We start from the raw sequence: 22,498 nt of genomic DNA, 5'->3' as shown, positions 1-22,498 counted from the left end.
GTTGGATTTTGGGCTTTCGCCTCCCTCCTCCCCCCCCCCCCCCCCCCCCCCCCCCCCCCCCCCCCCACCAGCCACCGGCGACCCGCAGACGAACGGAGACCCGGGGCGGAGACCCGGGGCGGAGCCCCGTAGCGGGGGGCCGGGGTGCAGCCCACGGGACTTGCCGGCCGTGCCGAGGTCGATCCCTATGTCCATGATCGCCAAGTTTGCCCTCGTCCCCTGTGGGGACGGCGGGGTGAACGTCCCGAAAGGGGCGGGTCCAAGGTGCTGTCGGTCCCCCTCCGTAGACTGGGGTCGTGACCGAGCAGCCCGACCGCAGCAGCAGCCCCGACGACCACTTCGACGACATCGTCGAGGCCGAGACGACACGCGACCCCGACCTGGCGGTGATCGAGGCCGGCAGCCGCACCCTGCGCACCCAAGGCGGCCTCCCGCAGGGCGACCCCGTCCCCGCCCGCCCCGCCGACCCGGAGGTCGACAAGGCGCTGCGCGCGGTCGAGACGGAGTTGGCTACGCGCTGGGGCGAGACCAAGCTGGAGCCCTCGGTCTCCCGCATCTCGGCGCTGATGGACGTCCTGGGCGAGCCCCAGCGGGCGTACCCCTCGATCCACATCACCGGCACCAACGGCAAGACGTCCACGGCCCGCATGATCGAGGCGCTGCTCGCCGCCTTCGACCTGCGCACCGGGCGGTACACCTCCCCCCACGTCCAGTCGATCACCGAGCGCATCAGCCTGGACGGCTCGCCGATCTCGGCCGAGCGCTTCATCGAGACGTACGAGGACATCAAGCCGTACGTGGAGATGGTCGACGCCCAGCAGGAGTACCGCCTCTCCTTCTTCGAGGTCCTCACCGGCATGGCGTACGCGGCGTTCGCGGACACCCCCGTGGACGTGGCCGTCGTCGAGGTCGGCATGGGCGGCAGCTGGGACGCGACCAACGTGATCGACGCGTCGGTGGCCGTGGTCACCCCGATCTCCCTGGACCACACCGACCGGCTCGGCTCCACGCCCGCCGAGATCGCGGTGGAGAAGTCCGGGATCATCAAGCAGGACGCGACCGTGATCCTGGCCCAGCAGCCGGTCGACGCGGCCCAGGTGATGCTGAAGAAGGCCGTCGGGGCGGACGCGACGGTCGCGCGCGAGGGCATGGAATTCGGCATCGTCGCGCGCGAGGTCGCGGTCGGCGGCCAGCTCCTGACGCTGCGCGGCCTCGGCGGGGAGTACGACGACGTCTTCCTCCCGCTGTACGGCGCGCACCAGGCGCACAACGCGGCGGTGGCGCTCTCCGCGGTCGAGGCGTTCTTCGGCATCGGCTCCGAGCACGCCCGCCCGCTGGACGTGGACACCGTCCGCAAGGCGTTCGCCTCGGTGGTCTCGCCCGGCCGCCTGGAGGTCGTGCGCCGCAGCCCCACCGTCGTCCTGGACGCCGCCCACAACCCGGCGGGCGCCCTGGCCACGGCCGAGGGCCTGACCGAGGCGTTCGGCTTCTCGCGGCTGATCGGCGTGGTCGCGGCCAGCGCCGACAAGGACGTCAAGGGCCTCCTGGAGGCTTTCGAGCCGGTCTTCGCCGAGATCGTCGTCACCGCCAATTCCAGCCACCGCTCGATGGACGTCGACGAGCTGGCCGCGGTCGCCGTCGAGGTCTTCGGCGACGAACGGGTGGTGGTCGAGCCGCGCCTGGACGACGCGCTGGAGGCGGCGATCACCCTGGCGGAGGAAGAGGACGAGTACGCCGGTGCGGGGGTCCTCGTCACCGGTTCCGTGATCACGGTCGGCGAGGCCCGGCTGCTCCTGGGAAGGGGCTGACGCCCGATGCGCACGCTCTGCGCTTCCACCCTCATCGGTGAATTCTTCGTCATGGGGTTCGCCGGTCTGGTCGCCATGAAGGACCCGGATCTGACGTCCACCACCGTCTGGACGGTCAGTGGCATCGCCATGCTGTTCTCGCTGCTCCTGTGCGGTGTGCTGACCCGTCCCGGCGGCGTCCAGCTGGGCTGGGCGCTCCAGATCGCCCTGATCGCGAGCGGCTTCGTCGTCCCGCACATGTTCTTCCTCGGTGCGGTCTTCGCCGGTCTGTGGTGGGCCTCGATCCACTACGGCCGCCAGGTGGACGAGGCGAAGGCGCGCTATGCGGCGGAGCCGCAGGCGTAGGTGGTCCGGGGGCGTCCGGGGCCACATGTGGCCCCGGGGCCGTCGTGCCCCGGCCCCCGGTTTGTCTGCGGACCGTGCTGGGTCCCCCGCGCAGTTCCCTGCATCCGCAGGCAGTTGGGGGCGCGGGGAGCTGCGCGATCAGCCGCATACGGTCCGCAGGCGAAGCACCTGCTCGCGCCCCGCGATGCCGCGGCCCCGAGGGGGCGGTCCGGGTGCGGCCGCGTCCCGGGTCCCCTGTAGCCTCGGCCCCACCGCACACGTATGCCTGCAAGGAGCCGGACACCATGACCCAGCGCACTCTCGTCATCCTCAAGCCCGACGCCGTCCGTCGCGGCCTGATCGGCGAGATCATCGGCCGTATCGAGCGCAAGGCCGGCTGGACCATCCCGGCGATGGAGCTGCGCACGCTGGACCAGGAGACCCTGGAGACGCACTACGGCGAGCACAAGGGCAAGCCCTTCTACGAGCCCCTGATGGGCTTCATGGCGTCCGGCCCCGTCGTCGTCCTCGTCGCCGAGGGCGAGCGGGTCATCGAGGGCGTACGCCAACTGGCGGGTCCCACCGACCCGATCGCGGCCGCGCCCGGCTCCATCCGGGGCGACTTCGGCACCATCGTCCGGGAGAACCTCATCCACGCCTCGGACTCCGAGGAGTCCGCCGAGCGCGAGCTGAAGATCTTCTTCCCGGGTCTGGTCTGAGTCAGGTCCGGTCCATTTCCTGACCGGGCGTCAGCCATATAGCGCTCATGACCTGGGGCGACCGAAGGAATTTCGGTCGCCCTTCGGTATATGCGGGGCGAAGTCGGGAACGCATCGCACCGACACGTCGTCACCATTACCAGAGGTGGACCAACGCGCCGTGTCCGTGCAGGCGGCACTACGATGGAGCCTCACGCTCACAGCACCCACCTCGCCGACCTAAAAAGCCGTCAACGCTCGATTAGGGAAGGCCGGACGCATCCTCATGGGGAGCATCAACATGTCGTTCATCGGCCGTGACATGGCTGTCGACCTCGGGACCGCCAACACGCTGGTGTACGTCAGGGGCCGCGGAATCGTCCTGAACGAACCGTCCGTCGTCGCCATCAACACCAACACCGGCGGCATCCTGGCGGTCGGCGCCGAGGCGAAGAAGATGATCGGCCGTACGCCGGGCAACATCGTGGCCGTACGACCGCTGAAGGACGGCGTCATCGCCGACTTCGAGATCACGGAGCGGATGCTCCGCTACTTCATCCTGAAGATCCACAAGCGGCGTTACCTGGCGCGCCCGCGCGTCGTCGTCTGTGTGCCCTCCGGTATCACCGGAGTCGAGCGCCGCGCCGTCATCGAGGCCTCCACCCAGGCCGGCGCCCGCCAGGTGCACATCATCGAGGAGCCCATGGCCGCGGCCATCGGCTCGGGCCTGCCCGTCCACGAGGCGACCGGCAACATGGTCGTCGACATCGGCGGCGGCACCACCGAGGTCGCGGTGATCTCGCTCGGCGGAATCGTCACGGCGCAGTCCATCCGGGTCGCCGGCGACGAGCTGGACAACGCGATCATCCAGCACATCAAGAAGGAGTACAGCCTCCTCCTCGGTGAGCGCACCGCCGAACAGATCAAGATCACCATCGGCTCGGCGTACGAACTCGACAAGGACGAGCACACCGAGATCCGCGGCCGCGACCTGGTCTCCGGGCTGCCCAAGACCGTGGTCATCTCGGCCGCCGAGGTCCGCAAGGCCATCGAGGAGCCGGTCAACGCGATCGTCGATGCCGTGAAGACGACGCTCGACAAGTGCCCGCCGGAGCTCTCCGGCGACATCATGGACCGCGGCATCGTCCTCACCGGCGGCGGCGCCCTGCTGCGCGGCCTCGACGAGCGGCTGCGCCGCGAGACCGGCATGCCGATCCACATCGCCGAGGACCCGCTGGATTCGGTCGCTCTGGGATCCGGCAAGTGCGTCGAGGAGTTCGAGGCGCTCCAGCAGGTACTCGACGCCCAGCCGCGCCGATAAGCGCCACCGGCCGCCGTCCCCCCGGGTCACCGAGTGGCCAGGGGGGACCGCCCGTACGGGCCAGTGCCGACCCGTACGGCGGATCGTTGATATACAGATCGAACAGATTCCGACGAGGAAGGCACGGCCGCCGCACGTGAGGGACACACGAGAGAGCCGGCTGCTCCTGGTGCTGCTGATCGCCGTAGCGTTCGCGCTGATCACGGTCGACATCCGGGGTGGGGAGAATTCACCGGTGGACGGGGCCCGGCAGGCCGCCGCCACGGTGTTCGGGCCGGTGGAGAACGGCATGGCGGCCGCCGTCGACCCGGTCGGCAACGCCATCGGCGCGGTGCGCGACTCGGGTGAGCGCCACAACAAGATCGCCGACCTCCAGCGCGAGAACGAGGCGCTGAAGCAGAAGCTCGGCAGCGACGCCCGCAACCGCTCGCGCCTGGGCCAGCTCGACTCGATGCTCAAGACCGCCGGCGAGGGCCAGTACGGCATCAAGGCCGCGCAGGTCATCGGGATAGGAGCGGCCCAGGGCTTCTCCTGGACCGTCACCATCGACGCCGGCTCGCGCGACGGCATCAAGCGCGACATGACCGTACTGAACGGGGAGGGGCTCGTCGGCCGGGTCACCACCGTCGGCCCGTCCACCGCCACCGTCCTGCTCGCCAACGACCCGGACTTCACGGTCGGCACCCGGATGGAGAACAGCGACGAACTGGGCTTCGCCACCGGCCAGGGCGACCGGCCGCTGTCGGTGCAGCTGCTCAACGGCAAGGCCAAGGTCAAGGCGGGCGACCGCCTGGTGACCTTCGGATCGCAGTCCGACAAGCCGTTCGTGCCCGGCGTCCCGGTCGGCGAGGTGGTCCGCGTCGACCCCTCCGGCGGCGACCTGACCCGGACCGTCTACGTGCGTCCGTACGTCGGGTTCACCAAGCTCGACATCGTCGGCGTCGTCGTCCAGGCCCCGCGCACCGACCCGCGCGACCAGGTGCTGCCCGCCAAGCCCAGGCCGACCCCGACGCCCACCGTGACGGTGACGGTCACCCCGGCCCCGAACTCGAACCCGAACCAGGCGAACCCGAACGCGGCGGACCCGAACGTGCCGATCCCGGGCGGCGACCCGAACAACGCCACCCCCAATGGCAACGCCAACCCCAACGGCGCCGCGAATCCCAACGGCCCCGCGAACAACGGCAACGCGAACAACAACGCCGCCGCCGACGGCGACCAGTAGGAGCTGATCCAGATGCGTATCAACAGGGTCATCCTCTCCTCCGCCCTGGTCGTCGTCGCCCTCGTCGTCCAGGTGAGCGTCCTCGCCCGGCTCCAGCTCCCGGGCGCCGTCCCGGACCTGCTGCTGCTCACCGTCGTCGGCCTCGCCCTCGTCTACGGACACCTCGGCGGCGCCTTCGTCGGGTTCGGCGCGGGCCTGCTCTCCGACCTCGCCCCGCCCGCCGACCACGCCGCCGGGCGCTACGCCCTGGTGCTCTGCGTGATCGGCTACGCGGCGGGGCTCGCCAAGCCCGACCACGGCCGGCTGCGCTCGGCCACCGGGCCCATGGCCGTGGTGGTCGGCGCGGCCGTCGGCTCCACGCTGCTCTACGCGAGCGTGGGCGCCCTCGTCGGCGACACCGCGGCCCGCCACGTCGGCCTGATGAACCTGCTGTTCACGGCCGCCGTCTACGACCTGCTCCTCGCCCCGTTCACGGTGCCGCTGATCATGGCGCTGGCCAGACGGGCCGAGAACGACCCGCTCGGCGAGACGTCCGGGGGCGGCGGCTCGGCCAAGAACGGCACCGGCATCGCCTCCGGCTGGCTCTCCGGCGGCACCGGTCTGCGCATCGGCAACCAGAAGGGCGGCCTGCGTATGAAGGCCGTCCGCAACCGCGCGGCCCGGGCCGGCCGCATCAAGGGCGTCAAGCGACTGTGAACGAGGGGGCCACGGCGTGAGCAACATCCCCGAGACGGGACGCACCCCCCGGGTGCAGATCCGGCTCATCATCATCCAGGTCCTCGTCTTCTCCCTGCTCCTCACCCTGGGCGGGCGCCTCTGGTACCTCCAGATCCGCAACGGGCAGGAGTACGAGGACGAGGCCAAGAACAACCATGTGCAGCAGGTCGTCCAGCCCGCCGTGCGCGGCGCGATCCTGGACGCGCGCGGTGTGCCGCTCGCCGACAACGAGACCCGGCTCGTGGTCTCCGCGTCCCGTACCGATCTGACGAAGATGCCCGACCAGGGCAAGGCCGTGCTGACCCGGCTCGCGACCGTCCTCGGCATGAAGCCGCAGGACGTCATGGAAAAGGTCCGGCTCTGCGACGCCAAGACGCCCAAGCCGTGCTGGAACGGCTCGCCGTACCAGCCGATCCCGGTCACCGACAAGGCCACCACCCAGCAGGCCCTCCAGATCCGCGAGCGCTCCGAGGACTTCCCCGGCATCACCGCCGACCCCACCGCGGTGCGCCGCTACACCTCGCCGGGCAAGGCCAACACGGCCCAGGTCCTCGGCTACCTCTCGCCGGTCACCGACGAGGAGATCACCAAGGCGAAGAACACCGACTCGCCGTATCTGCGCTCGGACATGGTGGGACGCTCGGGCCTTGAGCGCACGTACGACAAGCAGCTGCGGGGCAAGGCGGGGGTGACCCGCTACGAGGTGGACAACCTCGGCCGGGTCATCGGGCAGGCGCAGAGCGACAAGGCCGAGCCGGGCTCGAACATCGTCACGTCGATAGACGCACGGGTGCAGGCCGTCGCCGAGTACGAGCTCAACCACGCGATGGAAGAGGCCCGCAAGGAGTTCGACAAGAACACCAACGAGAACTACAAGGCGGACGCGGGCGCGGTCGTGGTGATGGAGGCCAAGACCGGCCGGGTCGTCGCCATGGCGTCGCTGCCCAACTACGACCCGAACGCCTGGGTCGGCGGCATCTCCGCCAAGGACTACCAGGCCCTCACCGGCAAGGGCTCCAACTACCCGCTGCTGAACCGGGCCATCCAGGGCCAGGCGGCCCCCGGCTCGATCTTCAAGGTGGTCTCCTCGGCGGCCGCGGTCCGCGCCGGATACGCCTTCAACGGCAGCTACCCCTGCCCCAGTTCGTACTCGGTGGGCGGACAGGTCTTCAAGAACTTCGAGTCGCAGGGCCACGGCAACATCAGCATCGGCCAGGCCCTGGAGGTCTCCTGCGACACCGTGTACTACGGGCTCGCGCACGACCAGTGGCTCAAGGACGGCGGCATGAAGCCGAAGAAGGACGCCGCCGACTGGTTCTACAAGACCGCCCACGACTTCGGGCTCGGCTCCAAGACCGGAGTCGACCTGCCCAGCGAGGTCCCCGGCCGGGTCCCCGACCGCCAGTGGAAGCAGCGGTTCTGGGCGGCCAACAAGGACGCCTGGTGCAAGCACGGCAAGAAGGACGGCGACTACGTCGAGAAGATCGAGTACGAGAACTGCCTGGAGGGAAACCTCATGCGCGCGGGTGACTCGGTCAACTACTCAATCGGCCAGGGCGACACCCTCGTCACCCCCATCCAGATGGCGACGATCTACTCGGCGATCTCCAACGGCGGCACCCTCTACGACCCGACCGTCGGCAAGGCCGTCATCAGCGCCGACGGCAAGTCGGTCAACGAGATCAAGCCCAAGGCGCACGGCAAGCTGCCGATGACCCGGGCCACCCGCGACGACATAGACAAAGCCCTCGCGGGAGTCGCCACCCGCGGTACGGCCGCCTGGCGGTTCGGCGGCTGGCCGCAGAAGCAGATCCCGATGCACGCCAAGACCGGCACCGCCGAGGTCTACGGCAAGCAGACGACCTCGTGGTTCGCCACGTACACCAAGGACTACTCGATCGTCATGACGATCTCCCAGGGTGGTACGGGCTCCGGCGCCTCCGGCCCCGCCGTGCGCAACATCTACGACGCGCTCTACGGGCTCGACGACGCGGGCACCCAGGACCTGGGGCGCGCCCTGCTGCCCGAGCCTCAGCAGGCCCTGCCCAGGATCCAGGCCGACGGCTCCATCGACGCGCCGAAGATCGAGCCGTACGACCCGGACTCGCAGAAGGTCCCCGAGAAGAAGACCGGTGAGCAGCAGCTCGCCGCGGCCAACACCGACAACCGCAACGGCGCGCGCCACGGACGGAGGGACTGAGCACCATGGCCGGCTTCTCCGTCCAGCGCTACGCGCCGGAGCGCTCCACCTTCGCCAGGCTGACCGCGCGCGACTCGGTGATGCGCCGGCTCGACTGGCCGCTGCTGCTCGCGGCGCTCGCGCTGTCCCTCATCGGCTCGCTGCTCGTGTGGTCCGCGACCCGCAACCGCACCCAGCTCAACCAGGGCGACCCGTACTACTTCCTGATCCGGCACGCCATGAACACCGGCATCGGCTTCGGCCTGATGATCGGCACGATCTGGCTGGGCCACCGCACCCTGCGGGGCGCGGTGCCGGTGCTCTACGGGCTGTCGGTGGTGCTGATCCTCGCCGTGCTGACCCCGCTGGGCGCGACCGTCAACGGCGCGCACGCCTGGATCATCATCGGCGGCGGCTTCTCGCTCCAGCCCTCCGAGTTCACCAAGATCACGATCATCCTGGGGATGGCGATGATACTGGCGTCGCGCGTCGACGCCGGGGACCAGGCCCACCCCGACCACCGCACGGTGATGAAGTCGCTGGGCCTGGCCGCGCTCCCGATCCTGATCATCATGATGATGCCGGACCTCGGCTCGGTCATGGTCATCGTGATCATAATCCTGGGCGTGCTGCTCGCCTGTGGAGCCTCCAACCGGTGGGTGCTCGGCCTGATAGGAGCGGGCGTGGCGGGCGCGGTCGCGGTGGCGGCGCTCGGGCTGCTCGACGAGTACCAGATCAACCGCTTCGCGGCCTTCGCCAACCCCAACCTCGACCCGGCGGGCGTCGGCTACAACACCAACCAGGCCCGTATCGCCATCGGCTCCGGCGGACTGACCGGCACCGGACTGTTCAAGGGCAGCCAGACCACCGGCCAGTTCGTCCCCGAACAGCAGACGGACTTCGTCTTCACGGTCGCGGGGGAGGAGCTCGGCTTCGTCGGCGCGGGCCTGATCCTCGTGCTGCTCGGCGTGGTCCTGTGGCGCGCCTGCCGCATCGCCCGCGAGACGACCGAGCTGTACGGCACGGTCGTGGCGGCCGGGATCATCGCCTGGTTCGGGTTCCAGTCCTTCGAGAACATCGGGATGACACTCGGCATCATGCCGGTGGCGGGCCTGCCCCTGCCGTTCGTCTCGTACGGAGGATCGTCGATGTTCGCCGTCTGGGTGGCGATCGGACTCCTCCAGTCGATCAGAGTGCAGCGCCCGATAACGGCGTGAGCGCTCCGCTGGGGGCGCGGTGACATGGCTGCTGCGCGCCCCCTGGGTCACGAGGAATGCAGGACCGGCCGCGATGGCCGGTCCGGCGCTCTGTTTAGGGCCCGATTTCGCGTCTAGATTCAATTCATGGCGGAGACGAAGCGCGAGATCGAGCGGAAGTACGAAGCCACCGGCGACGACGTCCGGCTCCCCGACCTCACGAAGGCCGCGGGCGTCGCCAGCGTCGTCGACAAGGGCGTGGCGGAGCTGGACGCCGTCTACTACGACACCCAGGACCTGCGCCTGGCCGCGGACTCCCTCACCCTGCGCCGCCGAACGGGCGGAGACGACGCGGGCTGGCACCTGAAGTTCCCGGTCGCCACCGGCATCCGCGACGAGATCCGCGCACCCCTGTCCCCGGACGTCCCCCGCACCCTGGCCGCACTCCTGCGCTCCCGCGTCCGCCACACGCCACTGGCCCCCGTCGTACGACTGCTCTCCTCCCGCCACGTACGCCATCTGCTCGACGGGGACGGCGCGCTGCTCGCCGAGGTGAGCGTCGACGCGGTGCGGGCGCAGCGGCTGAGCCCGGGGCAGGTCGCCACGGCCGCCTGGACCGAGATCGAGGTGGAACTCGCCGACGAGGTGGACCCCGCCCTCCTCGACCACGTCGAGAAGCGCCTGCGCAAGGCGGGCCTGCGCCCGTCGCACAGCGCGTCGAAACTGGCGCGGGCGCTGGCGGAGACGGCCCCGGCCGCACCGGCCCTCCACAAGCCCCCGGCTGCGGACAGGGCTTCCGCCGGGGACAAGGCCACCGCCGGCGACCACGTCCTCGGCTATCTCCGCGCGCAGCGCGACGCCCTGATCGGCTTCGACCCCGCCGTCCGGCGCGACCTGCCCGACTCCGTCCACCAGATGCGCGTCGCCACGCGCCGGCTGCGCAGCGCCTTCAAGTCGTACGGGAAGGTCCTCGACCGGACCGTCACCGACCCCGTCGGCGAAGAGCTGAAGTGGCTCGCGGCCGAGCTCGGCGTCGACCGCGACCAGGAAGTGCTCACCGAACGCCTCCAGAACCGCATCGCCGCCCTGCCCCGCACCCTCCTGCTGGGACCGGTCCGGGGACGGCTGCGCATCTGGAGCGTCGCCCGCCGCTCCGGCTCGCGCCGCAAGACCATCGCGGTCCTGGGCAGCAAGCGCTACCTCGCCCTGCTCGACACCCTGGACGCGCTGCTCGCCGCCCCGCCGCTGCGCCCGGCGGCCCGGCGGCCGGTCGCGGAGGTGCTGCCCAAGACGGTGATCAAGGACTACGAGCGGCTGGCGGGCCGGATAGCGCACGCCCTGGAGCTCGGTCCCGGCGAGCCGCGCGACCTGGCCATGCACGACGCCCGCAAGGCGGCCAAGCGCGCCCGGTACGCCGCCGAGGCCGCCAAGCCCGCGCTCGGCGCCCCCGCGAAGAGGTTCGCCAAGCGGATGAAGGCGGTGCAGACGGTCCTGGGCGACCACCAGGACAGCGTGGTGGCCCGCGAGGCCCTGCGCGGCCTGGCGATCCAGGCCCACCTGGCCGGCGAGTCCGCGTTCACCTGGGGACTCCTGTACGGCCAGGAGGTGGCGGCGGCGGCCGACCGCGAGCGGGAGCTGCCCGAGGTGTGGCACAGGGCGTCGCGGCCGAAGCTGCGGGCGGCGCTCGGGGCGTAACCGAACGGGCTCGCGATCGTTTTATCGGTGCACGGCTTCTCCGTGCAGGCGGAGGTGATCCACCTGGGAAGCCGCGAGGTGCGCTGGGCGCTCTGCTCCCCACCGCTGCGGGGCCGTTCAAGATCGCCGTGCCGGGGGCGGCTCGACTCGGGTTACGCTTGAGAGTCGCCCCCCCAGCCAGCTCACGAAGGTTCCAGATGTCTGCTGCCGAGTCTGTTTTCCCGCAGCTCGAAGCTCTGCTCCCGCACGTGCAGAAGCCGATCCAGTACGTCGGCGGCGAGCTCAACTCCACCGTCAAGGACTGGGGGAGCTGCGATGTCCGCTGGGCGCTCATGTACCCGGACGCGTACGAGGTCGGGTTGCCCAACCAGGGCGTCATGATCCTCTACGAGGTGCTGAACGAGCGCGAGGGCGTCCTCGCCGAGCGCACGTACAGCGTGTGGCCGGACATGGAAGCGCTGATGCGCGAGCACAAGCTTCCGCAGTTCACCGTGGACAGCCACCGGCCCGTCGGCGCCTTCGACGTCTTCGGCCTCAGCTTCTCCACCGAGCTCGGCTACACCAACATGCTCACGGCCCTGGACCTCGCGGGCATCCCGCTGGAGTCCAAGGACCGCACCATGGACGACCCGATCGTCCTCGCGGGCGGCCACGCGGCCTTCAATCCCGAGCCGGTCGCGGACTTCATCGACTGCGCGGTCATCGGCGACGGCGAGCAGGCCGTGCTCGACATGACCGAGATCATCCGCGGGTGGAAGGCCGAGGGGCGCCCCGGCGGCCGCGAGGAGGTCCTGTTCCGCCTCGCCAAGACCGGCAACATCTACGTCCCGGCGTTCTACGACGTCGAGTACCTGCCGGACGGCCGCATCGGCCGTGTCGTCCCGAACAAGTCGGGCGTGCCGTGGCGGGTCAGCAAGCACACCGTCATGGACCTCGACGAGTGGCCGTACCCGAAGCAGCCGCTCGTGCCGCTCGCGGAGACCGTCCACGAGCGCATGTCCGTCGAGATCTTCCGCGGCTGCACCCGCGGCTGCCGTTTCTGCCAGGCCGGCATGATCACGCGCCCCGTGCGGGAGCGAAGCATCACCGGCATCGGCGAGATGGTGGAGAAGGGTCTCAAGGCGACCGGTTTCGAGGAAGTCGGCCTGCTGTCCCTGTCGAGCGCCGACCACACCGAGATCGGTGAGATCGCCAAGGGCCTCGCGGACCGGTACACGGAGGACAAGATCGGCCTGTCCCTCCCCTCCACCCGCGTGGACGCCTTCAACGTCGACCTCGCCAACGAGCTGACCAGGAACGGCCGTCGCTCCGGTCTGACCTTCGCCCCCGAGGGCGGCAGCGAGCGCATGCGCAAGGTCATCAACAAGATGGTCTCCGAAGAGGACCTGATCCGTACCGTCGCGACCGCGTACGGCAACGGCTGGCGCCAGGTGAAGCTGTACTTCATGTGCGGCCTGCCCACCGAGACCGACGACGACGTCCTGCAGATCGGCGACATGGCGGTCAACGTGATCGCCAAGGGCCGCGAGGTGTCGGGCCAGAACGACATCCGCTGCACGGTGTCGATCGGCGGCTTCGTCCCCAAGCCCCACACCCCGTTCCAGTGGGCGCCGCAGCTCTCCGCCGAGCAGACGGACGAGCGCCTGGGCAAGCTCCGCGACAAGATCCGCGGCGACAAGAAGTACGGCCGCTCCATCGGCTTCCGCTACCACGACGGCAAGCCGGGCATCGTCGAGGGCCTGCTCTCGCGCGGCGACCGCCGCGTCGGCTCGGTCATCCGGGCCGTCTACGAGGACGGCGGCCGCTTCGACGGCTGGCGCGAGCACTTCTCGTACGACCGCTGGATGGCCTGCGCCGAGAAGACGCTGCCGTCGTACGGCGTGGACGTCGACTGGTACACCACGCGCGAGCGTACGTACGAGGAGGTCCTGCCCTGGGACCACCTGGACTCCGGTCTCGACAAGGACTGGCTCTGGGAGGACTGGCAGGACGCGCTGGACGAGACCGAGGTCGAGGACTGCCGCTGGACGCCGTGCTTCGACTGCGGTGTGTGCCCGCAGATGGACACGCACATCCAGATCGGCCCGACGGGCAAGAAACTGCTCCCGCTGACGGTCGTCAAGTAACCACTCGATCACCGGTTGATCACGGCAGGCCCCGCATCGCAACGATGCGGGGCCTGCGCCGCGTCCTGACGTTCATGGAACTCCCGCAGCAACCGCCGCCGGGGCAGCCCGAGGGCTGTCTGACCGTCGCGATCCGCATCCCCGTGCGGATCGTCGTCCTGGTCCTGGTCGTGCCGGTCCGCATGATCTGGGACGTCCTGGCCGCAGCCGCCCGTGCCCTCCACCGCACGGTCCTGTGCCCGGCGGGCCGCGCGCTGAAGTGGCTGGGCCACACGCTGGTCGTGGTCCCCCTCGTCTTCCTCGGCCACTGCCTGTCCTGGCTGCTCCGCACGCTGGTGGTGACCCCGCCGGCATGGCTGTGGCGGTGGCTGGTCGTGCCGGTGTGGCGGTACGGGGTGGTCGCCCCGGTGGTGTGGCTGTACCGGTATGTGCTCACTCCGGTGGGCCATGGCATCGCGTGGGTCGCCGCCGGGGTGGGGGCGGGGCTGGCCTGGGTCGCGACCGGAGCGTGGGTCGGGCTGTCCTGGGTCGGCGCCGGGCTCGGGGTGGGGCTTGCCTGGGTCGCCCGCGGGATCGGGATGGTCGTCTCCGCGATCGGAACTGCCCTCGTTCGAGTGGGTTTTATCCTGTTTGTGGTACCCGTCGGGTGGTTCTACCGGCGTGTGCTGACGCCGATCGGGCACGCCGTCGCGGTCGTCGCCCGCGAGGTCGCCGCCGCGTTCGGGCACGCCTGGCGGATCGCCGGACACCTCTCCCGGGCCGTCGGGCGCGGGCTGAAGTGGCTCGGGTGGCAACTGGTCGGACGGCCGGTGCGGTGGGTGTGGCGGACGGTGTGCGCGCCCGTCCTGCACTGGGTCCGGGACACGGTGTGGGCCCCGGTGAAGCGGGCCGCCGTCGAGGCCGGAAGGGTCGCGGGCGCCGCGCTCGGCGCCGCCGGACGCACCGCGCGCGAAGCCCTCGCCGCGGCCCGCGACACCGTCCGGCAGGCGCGCGCCGACACCTGGCGGGCGCTAGTGGGCGGCCCGCCCCGGGAACCGGCACCGCATCCTGCGCGTACTCTGGGTAGTACAACTACTGCCTCCGGCGCGGTGCCCGCCCCCGAGATCTCCCTCCGCAAGTCGGAGGGATGAGCCGGGCGGCGCGCGGGCTGTGACCGGAGGGCCCCCACAGGACAGGTGGGCGGCGCCCACCGCGCCCGCCCCGCACGAGGAGAAGAACCACTGGGCAAGCGACAGCCCGAAGGCCCGCCGCCCGCACCTGCGGTGCAGCGCATCCGACTGCGCTACACCAAGCGCGGCCGCCTCCGGTTCACCAGCCACCGCGACTTCCAGCGCGCCTTCGAACGCGCGCTGCGCCGCGCCGAGGTGCCCATGGCGTACTCGGCGGGCTTCACCCCGCACCCCAAGGTCTCGTACGCGAACGCCGCCCCCACCGGCACCGGCTCCGAGGCCGAGTACCTGGAGATCGCGCTCACCGAGTACCGCGACCCGGCGAAGCTGCTCACGCTGCTCGACGAGTCGCTGCCCACCGGGCTCGACATCACCGACGCCGTGGAGGCCCGCACCTCGGGCCTCGCCGACCGGCTGACCGCCTCCATCTGGGAGATGCGCCTCGACGGAGTGACCGTCGAGGACGCCGAGAAGGCCGTCGAGGCCTTCCTCGCCGCCGAGACCGTCGAGGTCCAGCGCAAGACCAAGAACGGCGTGCGCACCTTCGACACGCGCGGCGCGGTCGCCGGGCTCCAGGCGCTTCCTCCACAGTCCGACTTCGTCGGCTCCGCTGGAGCGGCTCCCGCCGCGCCCATCAATAGGCCGGTGGACAAGCCCTGTGCGATACTGCGCCTGGTGGTACGGCACCTGACACCTGCCGTGCGACCCGACGACGTCCTGTCCGGTCTCCGAGCTGTGGCCGACCTGGCGCCGCCGGTCCCCGCAGCGGTGACCAGGCTGGCGCAGGGGCTCTTCGACGAGGAGTCCGGCACGGTGACCGACCCGCTCGCGCCCGACCGCGAGGCAGCCCCGGCCGCTCCACCCAAGGCCGCCGGGACCGCTTCTGCGACGGCGCCTGGGGGTACCCCCCTGGCCCTTTAGGCCTTGGGGGCGGTCCCGCCGCAAGGGGCAGTCGTTGTAGCGCAGCCCTGGTACTCGGGAGCCACCTGGGTCGGGCAGCGCACAGACCAGGAGACTTTCGCCAGGCCGTGCGTACATCGCGTACGGAACCGGCGAGCCGGACATATCAGCTCCCGTGCGGCGACCGCGCCCCGGACGACGTCACCCGCGCACATCACGCGGACGTGCCGCCGGACCGGAACCAGGCGCGGCGCCCGGGAGCGTGACGGGAGCTACGCCCGCATGCTTGAGAACGAGAAGAACGAACCCGGTGTGACCGGGGACGACAACAACAGCCCCAGCGACACGCTGCCGCCGCGCCGCAGGCGCCGCGCGGCGTCGCGGCCCGCCGGTCCGCCGGGAGCCGCCGGCGCCGACGCGCCCGAGACGGCCGCCGCGGCCACCGAGACCCCGGCCGAGGCACCCGCCGCCACCGACGAGGCCGCTCCGGCGCGCCCGCGCCGCCGAGCCACCCGTAAGGCGACCGCTCCGGCGGGTGCGCCCGCCGCTGCCGCCGAGGAGACCCCGGCCGTCACCGAGGCGGCGGAAACCCCCGCCGCCACCGACGAGGCCGCTCCGGAGCGCCCCCAAGGCCTTAAGGGCCAGGGAGGTACCCCCACGCGCCGCCGCGCCACCCGCAAGGTGGCCGCTCCGGCCGGTGCGCCCAAGGCCGCCGACGAGACGCCCGAGGCCGTCGAGGCCCCGGCCGCCGTCGAGCCCGAGACCGTCGAGGCCGAGGAGCCCGCCGCTCCGGCGCGGACCCGTCGCCGTGCGACCCGTAAGGCCACGGCCCCCGCCGGTGCGCCCAGGGCCGCCGAGGAGACCGAGGCCGTCGTGGCCCCCGAGGCCGCCGTGGCCGAGGAGCCTGTCGAGCCCGAGGCCGTCGAGGAGCCCGCCGCCCCGGCGCGGACCCGTCGCCGTGCCACCCGCAAGGCCACCGCGCCCGCCGGTGCCCCCGCCGTCGAGGAGACCCCGGCCGCCATCGGCGCGCCGCCGGCCGTCGCCGCCGAGGACCCGGTCGCCTCCCCGGCCGAGGAGGCCGCCGTCGTGGCCGCCGCCGAGGAGCCCGCCGCCCCGGCGCGCACCCGTCGCCGTGCGACCCGTAAGGCCACGGCTCCGGCCGGTGCGCCCAAGGCCGCCGAGGAGACCGAGATCGAGGCCGAGCCGGTCGCGGCCGCGGTCGTCGAGACCGCTGTGGCCGAAGAGGCCGCCGAGCCCGCCGCCGAGGACGAGGCGCCCCGTGGGCGCACCCGTCGCCGCGCCACCCGTAAGGCCACCGCGCCTCAGTTCACTCCGGCCGCCGCCGAGGAGCCCGTGAAGGCGGCGCCCGAGGCCGAGCCGAAGACGGAGGCCGAGCCGAAGCCGGAGACCGGCCGATCGCGCCGCCGCGCCACCCGCCCCGCCGTCGCCGTCTTCCAGGCGCCGGTCTTCCACGAGCCGATGTTCCAGACCCCGGAGACCGCCGCCGCGGCCGCCGCCCAGGCCGCCACCGAGGTGACGGACGAGGAGGAGCCGGAGGAGACCGCGGCCGAGCCGGTCGTCGAGCAGGCCGAGCCGCAGGGCGGTTCGCGCCGTCGCCGCCGCCGTCGTGGCGAGCCCGCCGAGGCCACGCCCGAGCCGCAGGCCCCCGTGGCCGAGGAGGCCGACGAGGCCGAGTCCGCCGAGGAGGAGCCGGAGGGCGCCGAGGCCGAGGAGCACGAGGACGACCGTCCCTCGCGCCGTCGCCGCCGCGGTGGCCGCCGCCGTCGCCGCGGCGAGTCCGCCGATTCCGAGGAGTCGGAGCCGGAGGAGTCCGCCGAGGGCGAGACCGAGGCGTTCGAGGACGAGGAGGACGAGTCCGAGGACACCCCCTCCGCCGCCGGCACCGCCAGCAGCCGCCGTCGTCGCCGGCGCCGTCGCCGCAGCGGTGACGGGGGCGACCACGAGTCGGTTCAGGACGACCCGGAGCGCACGGTCGTCAAGGTCCGCGAGCCGCGTCCGGCGCGTGAGAAGGCCGAGCCGTCCGACGAGGTGCAGTCCATCAAGGGCTCGACCCGTCTGGAGGCGAAGAAGCAGCGCCGCCGCGAGGGCCGCGAGCAGGGCCGCCGCCGGGTGCCGATCATCACCGAGGCGGAGTTCCTGGCGCGCCGCGAGGCCGTCGAGCGCGTGATGGTCGTCCGCCAGAGCGGCGAGCGCACCCAGATCGCCGTCCTGGAAGACAACGTGCTGGTCGAGCACTACGTCAACAAGGAGGAGGCCACCTCGTACGTCGGCAACGTCTACCTGGGCAAGGTCCAGAACGTGCTGCCGTCGATGGAGGCCGCGTTCGTCGACATCGGCAAGGGCCGCAACGCCGTCCTGTACGCCGGTGAGGTCAACTTCGAGGCGCTGGGCATGGCCAACGGGCCGCGCCGCATCGAGGCCGCCCTCAAGTCCGGCCAGTCGGTCCTGGTGCAGGTCACCAAGGACCCGATCGGCCACAAGGGCGCCCGCCTGACCAGCCAGGTCTCGCTGCCCGGCCGCTACCTCGTGTACGTGCCCGAGGGCTCGATGACCGGCATCAGCCGCAAGCTCCCGGACACCGAGCGGGCCCGGCTCAAGACCATCCTCAAGAAGATCGTCCCCGAGGACGCGGGCGTCATCGTGCGCACCGCCGCCGAGGGCGCGAGCGAGGACGAGCTGCGCCGTGACGTCGAGCGTCTGCAGGCCCAGTGGGAGGAGATCTCCAAGAAGGCCAAGCAGATCTCGACGAGCTCGCCGAGCCTGCTGTACGGCGAGCCGGACATGACCGTCCGCGTCGTGCGCGACATCTTCAACGAGGACTTCACCAAGGTCATCGTCAGCGGTGACGAGGCCTGGGAGACCATCCACGGCTACGTCGCGCACGTGGCGCCCGACCTGGCGGACCGCCTCTCCCGGTGGACCTCCGAGGTCGACGTCTTCGCGACGTACCGGATCGACGAGCAGCTGATGAAGGCGCTGGACCGCAAGGTCTGGCTGCCGTCCGGCGGCTCGCTGGTGATCGACAAGACCGAGGCGATGATCGTCGTCGACGTGAACACCGGCAAGTTCACCGGCCAGGGCGGCAACCTCGAAGAGACCGTGACGAGGAACAACCTCGAAGCGGCCGAGGAGATCGTGCGCCAGCTGCGGCTGCGCGACCTGGGCGGCATCGTCGTCATCGACTTCATCGACATGGTCCTGGAGTCCAACCGGGACCTGGTGCTGCGGCGTCTGCTCGAATGCCTGGGCCGCGACCGTACGAAGCACCAGGTCGCCGAGGTCACCTCGCTGGGCCTGGTCCAGATGACCCGCAAGCGGGTCGGCCAGGGCCTGTTGGAGTCGTTCTCCGAGACCTGTGTCCACTGCAACGGGCGCGGTGTGATCGTGCACATGGAGCAGCCGACCGGTGCCGGTGGCGGCGGCAACGGCAAGCGCTCCAAGAAGCGCGGCCGGGGCGGCGCCGAGCACGAGCACGAGGTGCACGAGCACGAGGCGCTCGACACCGAAGCCGTCGAGACCGAGGCGGAGGTGGCGGCCGAGGTCGCGGCCCCCGTCGCGCTCGCCGAGCCGGAGTTCGTGCCGGACGAGGAGCTCTACAGCAGCGCCGCCGAGGCGGAGGCCGCGGCCCGTGGCGGCCGCTCCCGTCGCCGTGCGACCCGCAAGGCGTCGGCTCCGGCCGGTGCGCCCAAGCGGGGCGCCGAGCCGGTCACCGAGGCCGAGCCGGTGGTGGCGGAGCCCGAGGCCGAGTCGAAGCCGGTGACGGTCGCGTCCTTCATCGAGGACGACGCGCCGCGCGGCCGCTCCCGTCGCCGGGCCACCCGCAAGGCGTCCGCCCCGGCGGGCCCGCCCGCCGCGGCCGAGCCGGTCGTGGTGGAGCCGGTCGTCATGGAGACGCCGGTCGTGGCGGCTGTCGAGCCCGAGTCGGTCGTGGCCGAGCCCGTCGTGGCCGAGCCGGTCGTGGCCGAGCCCGTCGTCGAGGAGGCGCCCGCCGCCGCCCCGCCGCGGGCCCGTCGCCGGGTGACCCGCAAGGCCACCGCTCCCGCCGGTTCGCCGTCGGGCGCGGATGAGGCCGCGGTGGTCGTGGTGGAGAGCACCACGGCGGCCGAGCCGGCCCAGGCCGAGCCCCTCGCGGAGGAGGAGGCGGCCCCGGCCAAGAAGACGGCCCGCAAGACGGTCAAGAAGGCCACCACCGCGAAGAAGGCGGTCGCCAAGAAGACGGCGGCCAAGAAGACCGCGGCGAAGAAGACGACGGCGAAGAAGACGACGAAGAAGGCGGCGGCCGAGCCGGCGTCGACGTCGTCGGAGAGCTGACCGTTGCCGGTCTGACGCGACACCGAAGGCCCGGCCCCGGGATTCCGGGGCCGGGCCTTCGGTCTTGCCTGCGGTCGGGTGGGGGCTCGTGTTCGTGTGCGGGCCGTGCTGGGCCGGTCGCGCAGTTCCCCGCACCCATGGATGCGCCCCTTCGAGGCGCCCAGGGGACTGCCGCGCAGCGGCATTCAAGGGGCCGCGGGGCTGTGACATCGTGCGGCTCCGCCGCGATGGGGGTCCCCCCTGTTCGAGCGGAGCCGAGAACTTGGGGGGAGCGACCCGCCACAGACGGCCCGCAGTCGAAGGCACCGCACCTCCAGCGGAGCCCCCCGCGCCCGGCCTCAGCCCCTGCTCCGCCAAGCCGTGCGCAGCTGGCTGCCCAGGAACAGGCTCGCCAGGGTCGGGATGGTCGCGCGGTAGCAGTCCGGGGTCGTCCAGGCGTACGCGGACGCCGGGACCAGGAGCGCGAGCCCCGCGATGCGCAGGCGCCACCAGCGGCGGCTGCGCGGCACCGGGATCGCCGGGGTGCCCAGGTCCGTGGACAGGGAGTCGCGGATGCCGCGCAACACGCCCCGGCGGGCCAGGAGTTGGGCGCCGGGGACGGTGAGCAGGACCTCGTCGTGCTCACCGAAGCCCGGCGGCAGGGGCGGCAGGCCGAGCGCCGCCACCAGGTCGGCCTGGCGGCGGGCGGGGGAGTCCGCGCCCCGCAGCAGCGTCACCAGCGGCCGGGCGTCGCGGACCGAGAACGCCGCCGCCAGGGCCTGCGCGGTCGCGGACGCCACCGCGTGGTCGGTGACCGGGGCCGCGGGGTCCCACTGGTGGGCCGCGGTCTCCTTGCCCTTCTGGAGGAGCGTGAGCCCGTACCGGGGCCCGGTGCGGCGCAGGACGAGCGCGGCCCACTTCTCGCCGGTGGTGAAGCTGTCGGCCGCAGCTGTCAGCCGGTCGTCGCGGGCCAGCGCCGCGCGCCGCCCGGGCGAGGGGTCCGGGACGAGCTCCACGTAACTCATGCCGGTCCGCGCGGGCGCGATCCGCAGCGAGACGCCGCACATCAGCGCGGCCTCGGCGACCTCGTGCGGCGGCGCGGCGGCTATCGCGAGCGAGCGGGGTCCGAGGGCGCTCGCGTCCCCGGACGCGGCGGCGGATCCCGCGGGGCCCGGGGACGCGTCCGGGCCGCCGGGGCGTCCGGGCCGGGAGAACAGCGGTGTCCGCGACGCCAGTTGCATCCGCACCCCCGAGCGCAGCTCCACGAACTCGGTGCGCGGCTCGCCCAGATACGCCCACGGATACGTGCGCGCCCGCACCCCGATCGCCCGGAACACGTCCAGCGCCTCGGCCCACCGCTCGTGCAGGATCAGCATCAGGACGAGGTGGTTGCGGAAGTCCGCCGCGTCCGGGTCGCCCGGCTCGTACCAGGTGGAGAGCTCCAGGCCGCGCTCGACGGCGGCGTCGATCCTGGCCCGCTCGACGGGGCTCTGGCGCGGGTCGTCGGAGACCACCACGTACTCGACGGCCGCGAGCAGCGGCAGCGCGTGCAGCTTGGAGCCGGGCAGTGCGCTCTCGGCGGCCCGCTCGGCGAAGGCGAACATCTCGCCGTGCGAGCCGTACCACTTCTCGGAGAGGTACTGCAAGGCCGCCGCGTGGCATCCGTAGTGGTGCGGGGAGCGGGCGACGGCCTCCGCCCAGTACGCGTCGAACACCTCGCGCGATGCCTGGCTGCCGCGGGCGTGGGTGAGCGCGATCTGCCAGGGCACCGGGTCGGTGGGGTTGAGCCGGGCGGCCGCGGACGCCACCGGGACGGCGTCCCCGAGCAGCGCGAAGAACGCCTGGAACTGCTCGGCCGCCACGTCCCTGGCGCGCGCCGCGCTGCGTATCTCCCACGCCTGGTGGACGCAGAGCTCGGCCTTGACGAGGACGGCGTCGGGGTCCTCGGGCGACTCGGCGAGCCAGTCGTCCAGCCAGCCGGGGCTGTGCAGGGCGGCCGCGGCGAGCTGGGTGACGTAGGTGCTGCGGCGCTCCCACTCGGCCCGCTCGCGGGTGCCGGCGAGCAGGGCGGCGGCCGGGGCGCGGTCGCCCGCGTGCACGGCGGCCAGCGCGTCGCCCATCGGGCCGTCCGGGGCGTCGAGGGTGACGGCCTCGTCGGGAGGCAGGTCCGCGCCCACGGACGAGCCGTGGCGGAGCATGCGGGGCATGGAGAGGAGCGAACGCAGGTGCACGAGTGATTATTGAATCAGTGACCTCCGACACGCGGGCCCCGGGGCGGCTGTGCGGGGTGCGGGGCCCGGTGACGATCGGCCGGTTTGACCCGTGGGAAAGCGGCCCGTAACCTTGACCCTCGGCGTGTTTCCATGCGTCCGCCCCTGAGCACCTCCCTCCCGGCGACCGTTCGCGGTAGCGGGGAGAGGCCGCTCGTCCATTCCGGATCACCACGGGTTCACCTGTGTGACGCGGCTGGCTTCAGGGGTTTCCGTTCCGAGCGAGAGAGAGACCCGCGTGTACGCCATCGTGCGCAGCGGTGGTCGCCAGCACAAGGTTGCTGTCGGCGACATCGTTGAGGTTGACAAGATTTCCACTGCCAAGGTTGGCGACACGGTCGAGCTCTCGACCCTGCTCGTTGTCGACGGCGACGCTGTTACCAGCGACCCGTGGGTGCTGGCCGGCATCAAGGTCACGGCCGAGGTCGTGGACCACCACAAGGGTGCCAAGATCGACATCCTTCGGTACAAGAACAAGACCGGTTACCGCCGTCGCCAGGGCCACCGCCAGCAGTACACGGCGATCAAGGTCACCGGCATCCCCGCGGCTGCGAAGTAA

15 protein-coding genes are annotated in these 22,498 nt (G+C 72.0%); 14 read left to right on the top strand and 1 reads right to left on the bottom strand.

The annotated features are described in order from the left end of the window. Window positions 1–296: 296 nt before the first annotated feature. The 13 genes from folC to ACZ499_RS32520 all read left to right on the top strand — a co-directional run bounded on the left by folC (window position 297) and on the right by ACZ499_RS32520 (window position 19,690). Window positions 297–1,808 carry a bifunctional tetrahydrofolate synthase/dihydrofolate synthase gene (gene folC / locus ACZ499_RS32580; protein WP_468679807.1) on the top strand — a complete coding sequence of 504 codons (1,512 nt, stop codon included), beginning with the start codon at window positions 297–299 and terminating at the stop codon, window positions 1,806–1,808. 6 nt (window positions 1,809–1,814) lie between these two features. After that, the gene (locus tag ACZ499_RS32575; RefSeq protein ID WP_468679805.1) at window positions 1,815–2,153 is read left to right on the top strand and encodes a DUF4233 domain-containing protein; all 339 of its coding nucleotides are present in this window, start codon (window positions 1,815–1,817) and stop codon (window positions 2,151–2,153) included. 284 nt (window positions 2,154–2,437) lie between these two features. After that, entirely contained in the window at window positions 2,438–2,851 is a 414-nt protein-coding gene (ndk, locus tag ACZ499_RS32570; RefSeq protein ID WP_371652711.1) for a nucleoside-diphosphate kinase, read from the top strand. 280 nt (window positions 2,852–3,131) lie between these two features. Then, the gene (locus tag ACZ499_RS32565; RefSeq protein WP_468406650.1) at window positions 3,132–4,151 is read left to right on the top strand and encodes a rod shape-determining protein; all 1,020 of its coding nucleotides are present in this window, start codon (window positions 3,132–3,134) and stop codon (window positions 4,149–4,151) included. Between the two features lie 136 nt (window positions 4,152–4,287). After that, window positions 4,288–5,376: a rod shape-determining protein MreC gene (gene mreC / locus ACZ499_RS32560; protein ID WP_468679802.1), complete on the top strand. Its 1,089-nt coding sequence runs from the start codon at window positions 4,288–4,290 to the stop codon at window positions 5,374–5,376. 12 nt (window positions 5,377–5,388) lie between these two features. Continuing rightward, on the top strand, window positions 5,389–6,072 hold the full coding sequence (mreD, locus tag ACZ499_RS32555; protein ID WP_468679800.1) for a rod shape-determining protein MreD: 684 nt from the start codon (window positions 5,389–5,391) through the stop codon (window positions 6,070–6,072). Window positions 6,073–6,088: 16 nt separating this feature from the next. Then, the gene (mrdA, locus tag ACZ499_RS32550) at window positions 6,089–8,293 is read left to right on the top strand and encodes a penicillin-binding protein 2 (protein WP_468679798.1); all 2,205 of its coding nucleotides are present in this window, start codon (window positions 6,089–6,091) and stop codon (window positions 8,291–8,293) included. A gap of 5 nt (window positions 8,294–8,298) precedes the next feature. Then, entirely contained in the window at window positions 8,299–9,489 is a 1,191-nt protein-coding gene (rodA, locus tag ACZ499_RS32545; protein ID WP_468679796.1) for a rod shape-determining protein RodA, read from the top strand. 126 nt (window positions 9,490–9,615) lie between these two features. Continuing rightward, entirely contained in the window at window positions 9,616–11,163 is a 1,548-nt protein-coding gene (locus ACZ499_RS32540; protein ID WP_468679794.1) for a CYTH and CHAD domain-containing protein, read from the top strand. Window positions 11,164–11,360: 197 nt separating this feature from the next. Further along, window positions 11,361–13,289 carry a TIGR03960 family B12-binding radical SAM protein gene (locus tag ACZ499_RS32535; protein WP_385547391.1) on the top strand — a complete coding sequence of 643 codons (1,929 nt, stop codon included), beginning with the start codon at window positions 11,361–11,363 and terminating at the stop codon, window positions 13,287–13,289. A 74-nt stretch (window positions 13,290–13,363) separates the two neighbouring features. Beyond that, entirely contained in the window at window positions 13,364–14,419 is a 1,056-nt protein-coding gene (locus tag ACZ499_RS32530) for a hypothetical protein (RefSeq protein ID WP_468679792.1), read from the top strand. Window positions 14,420–14,551: 132 nt separating this feature from the next. After that, window positions 14,552–15,379, top strand: coding sequence for a TIGR03936 family radical SAM-associated protein (locus ACZ499_RS32525; protein ID WP_468679790.1), 828 nt, complete (start codon window positions 14,552–14,554; stop codon window positions 15,377–15,379). A gap of 261 nt (window positions 15,380–15,640) precedes the next feature. After that, window positions 15,641–19,690, top strand: a complete 4,050-nt coding sequence (locus ACZ499_RS32520) for an Rne/Rng family ribonuclease (RefSeq protein ID WP_468679788.1) — start codon at window positions 15,641–15,643, stop codon at window positions 19,688–19,690. Window positions 19,691–20,028: 338 nt separating this feature from the next. Here ACZ499_RS32520 and ACZ499_RS32515 read toward each other — a convergent pair whose 3' ends face one another. Next, complete coding sequence (locus tag ACZ499_RS32515; RefSeq protein ID WP_468679787.1) at window positions 20,029–21,876, bottom strand: hypothetical protein; 1,848 nt, start codon at window positions 21,874–21,876, stop codon at window positions 20,029–20,031. Window positions 21,877–22,177: 301 nt separating this feature from the next. On the opposite strand from ACZ499_RS32515, the gene rplU reads away from it, so the two are divergent. Further along, complete coding sequence (rplU, locus tag ACZ499_RS32510) at window positions 22,178–22,498, top strand: 50S ribosomal protein L21 (protein ID WP_015033583.1); 321 nt, start codon at window positions 22,178–22,180, stop codon at window positions 22,496–22,498.

The sequence above is a fragment of the Streptomyces sp. NPDC031265 genome, from assembly GCF_055570295.1.
This window is presented reverse-complemented; position numbering and strand designations above follow the sequence as displayed.

What these genes read in the sequence shown, in the direction of transcription:
- ACZ499_RS32565 (WP_468406650.1), top strand. Translation starts at nt 3,132, where the DNA reads ATGTCGTTCATCGGCCGTGACATGGCTGTCGACCTCGGGACCGCCAAC.
- ndk (WP_371652711.1), top strand. Translation starts at nt 2,438, where the DNA reads ATGACCCAGCGCACTCTCGTCATCCTCAAGCCCGACGCCGTCCGTCGC.
- rodA (WP_468679796.1), top strand. Translation starts at nt 8,299, where the DNA reads ATGGCCGGCTTCTCCGTCCAGCGCTACGCGCCGGAGCGCTCCACCTTC.
- ACZ499_RS32540 (WP_468679794.1), top strand. Translation starts at nt 9,616, where the DNA reads ATGGCGGAGACGAAGCGCGAGATCGAGCGGAAGTACGAAGCCACCGGC.
- ACZ499_RS32520 (WP_468679788.1), top strand. Translation starts at nt 15,641, where the DNA reads ATGCTTGAGAACGAGAAGAACGAACCCGGTGTGACCGGGGACGACAAC.
- ACZ499_RS32575 (WP_468679805.1), top strand. Translation starts at nt 1,815, where the DNA reads ATGCGCACGCTCTGCGCTTCCACCCTCATCGGTGAATTCTTCGTCATG.
- ACZ499_RS32535 (WP_385547391.1), top strand. Translation starts at nt 11,361, where the DNA reads ATGTCTGCTGCCGAGTCTGTTTTCCCGCAGCTCGAAGCTCTGCTCCCG.
- ACZ499_RS32530 (WP_468679792.1), top strand. Translation starts at nt 13,364, where the DNA reads ATGGAACTCCCGCAGCAACCGCCGCCGGGGCAGCCCGAGGGCTGTCTG.
- mreD (WP_468679800.1), top strand. Translation starts at nt 5,389, where the DNA reads ATGCGTATCAACAGGGTCATCCTCTCCTCCGCCCTGGTCGTCGTCGCC.
- ACZ499_RS32515 (WP_468679787.1), bottom strand. Translation starts at nt 21,876, where the DNA reads ATGCCCCGCATGCTCCGCCACGGCTCGTCCGTGGGCGCGGACCTGCCT.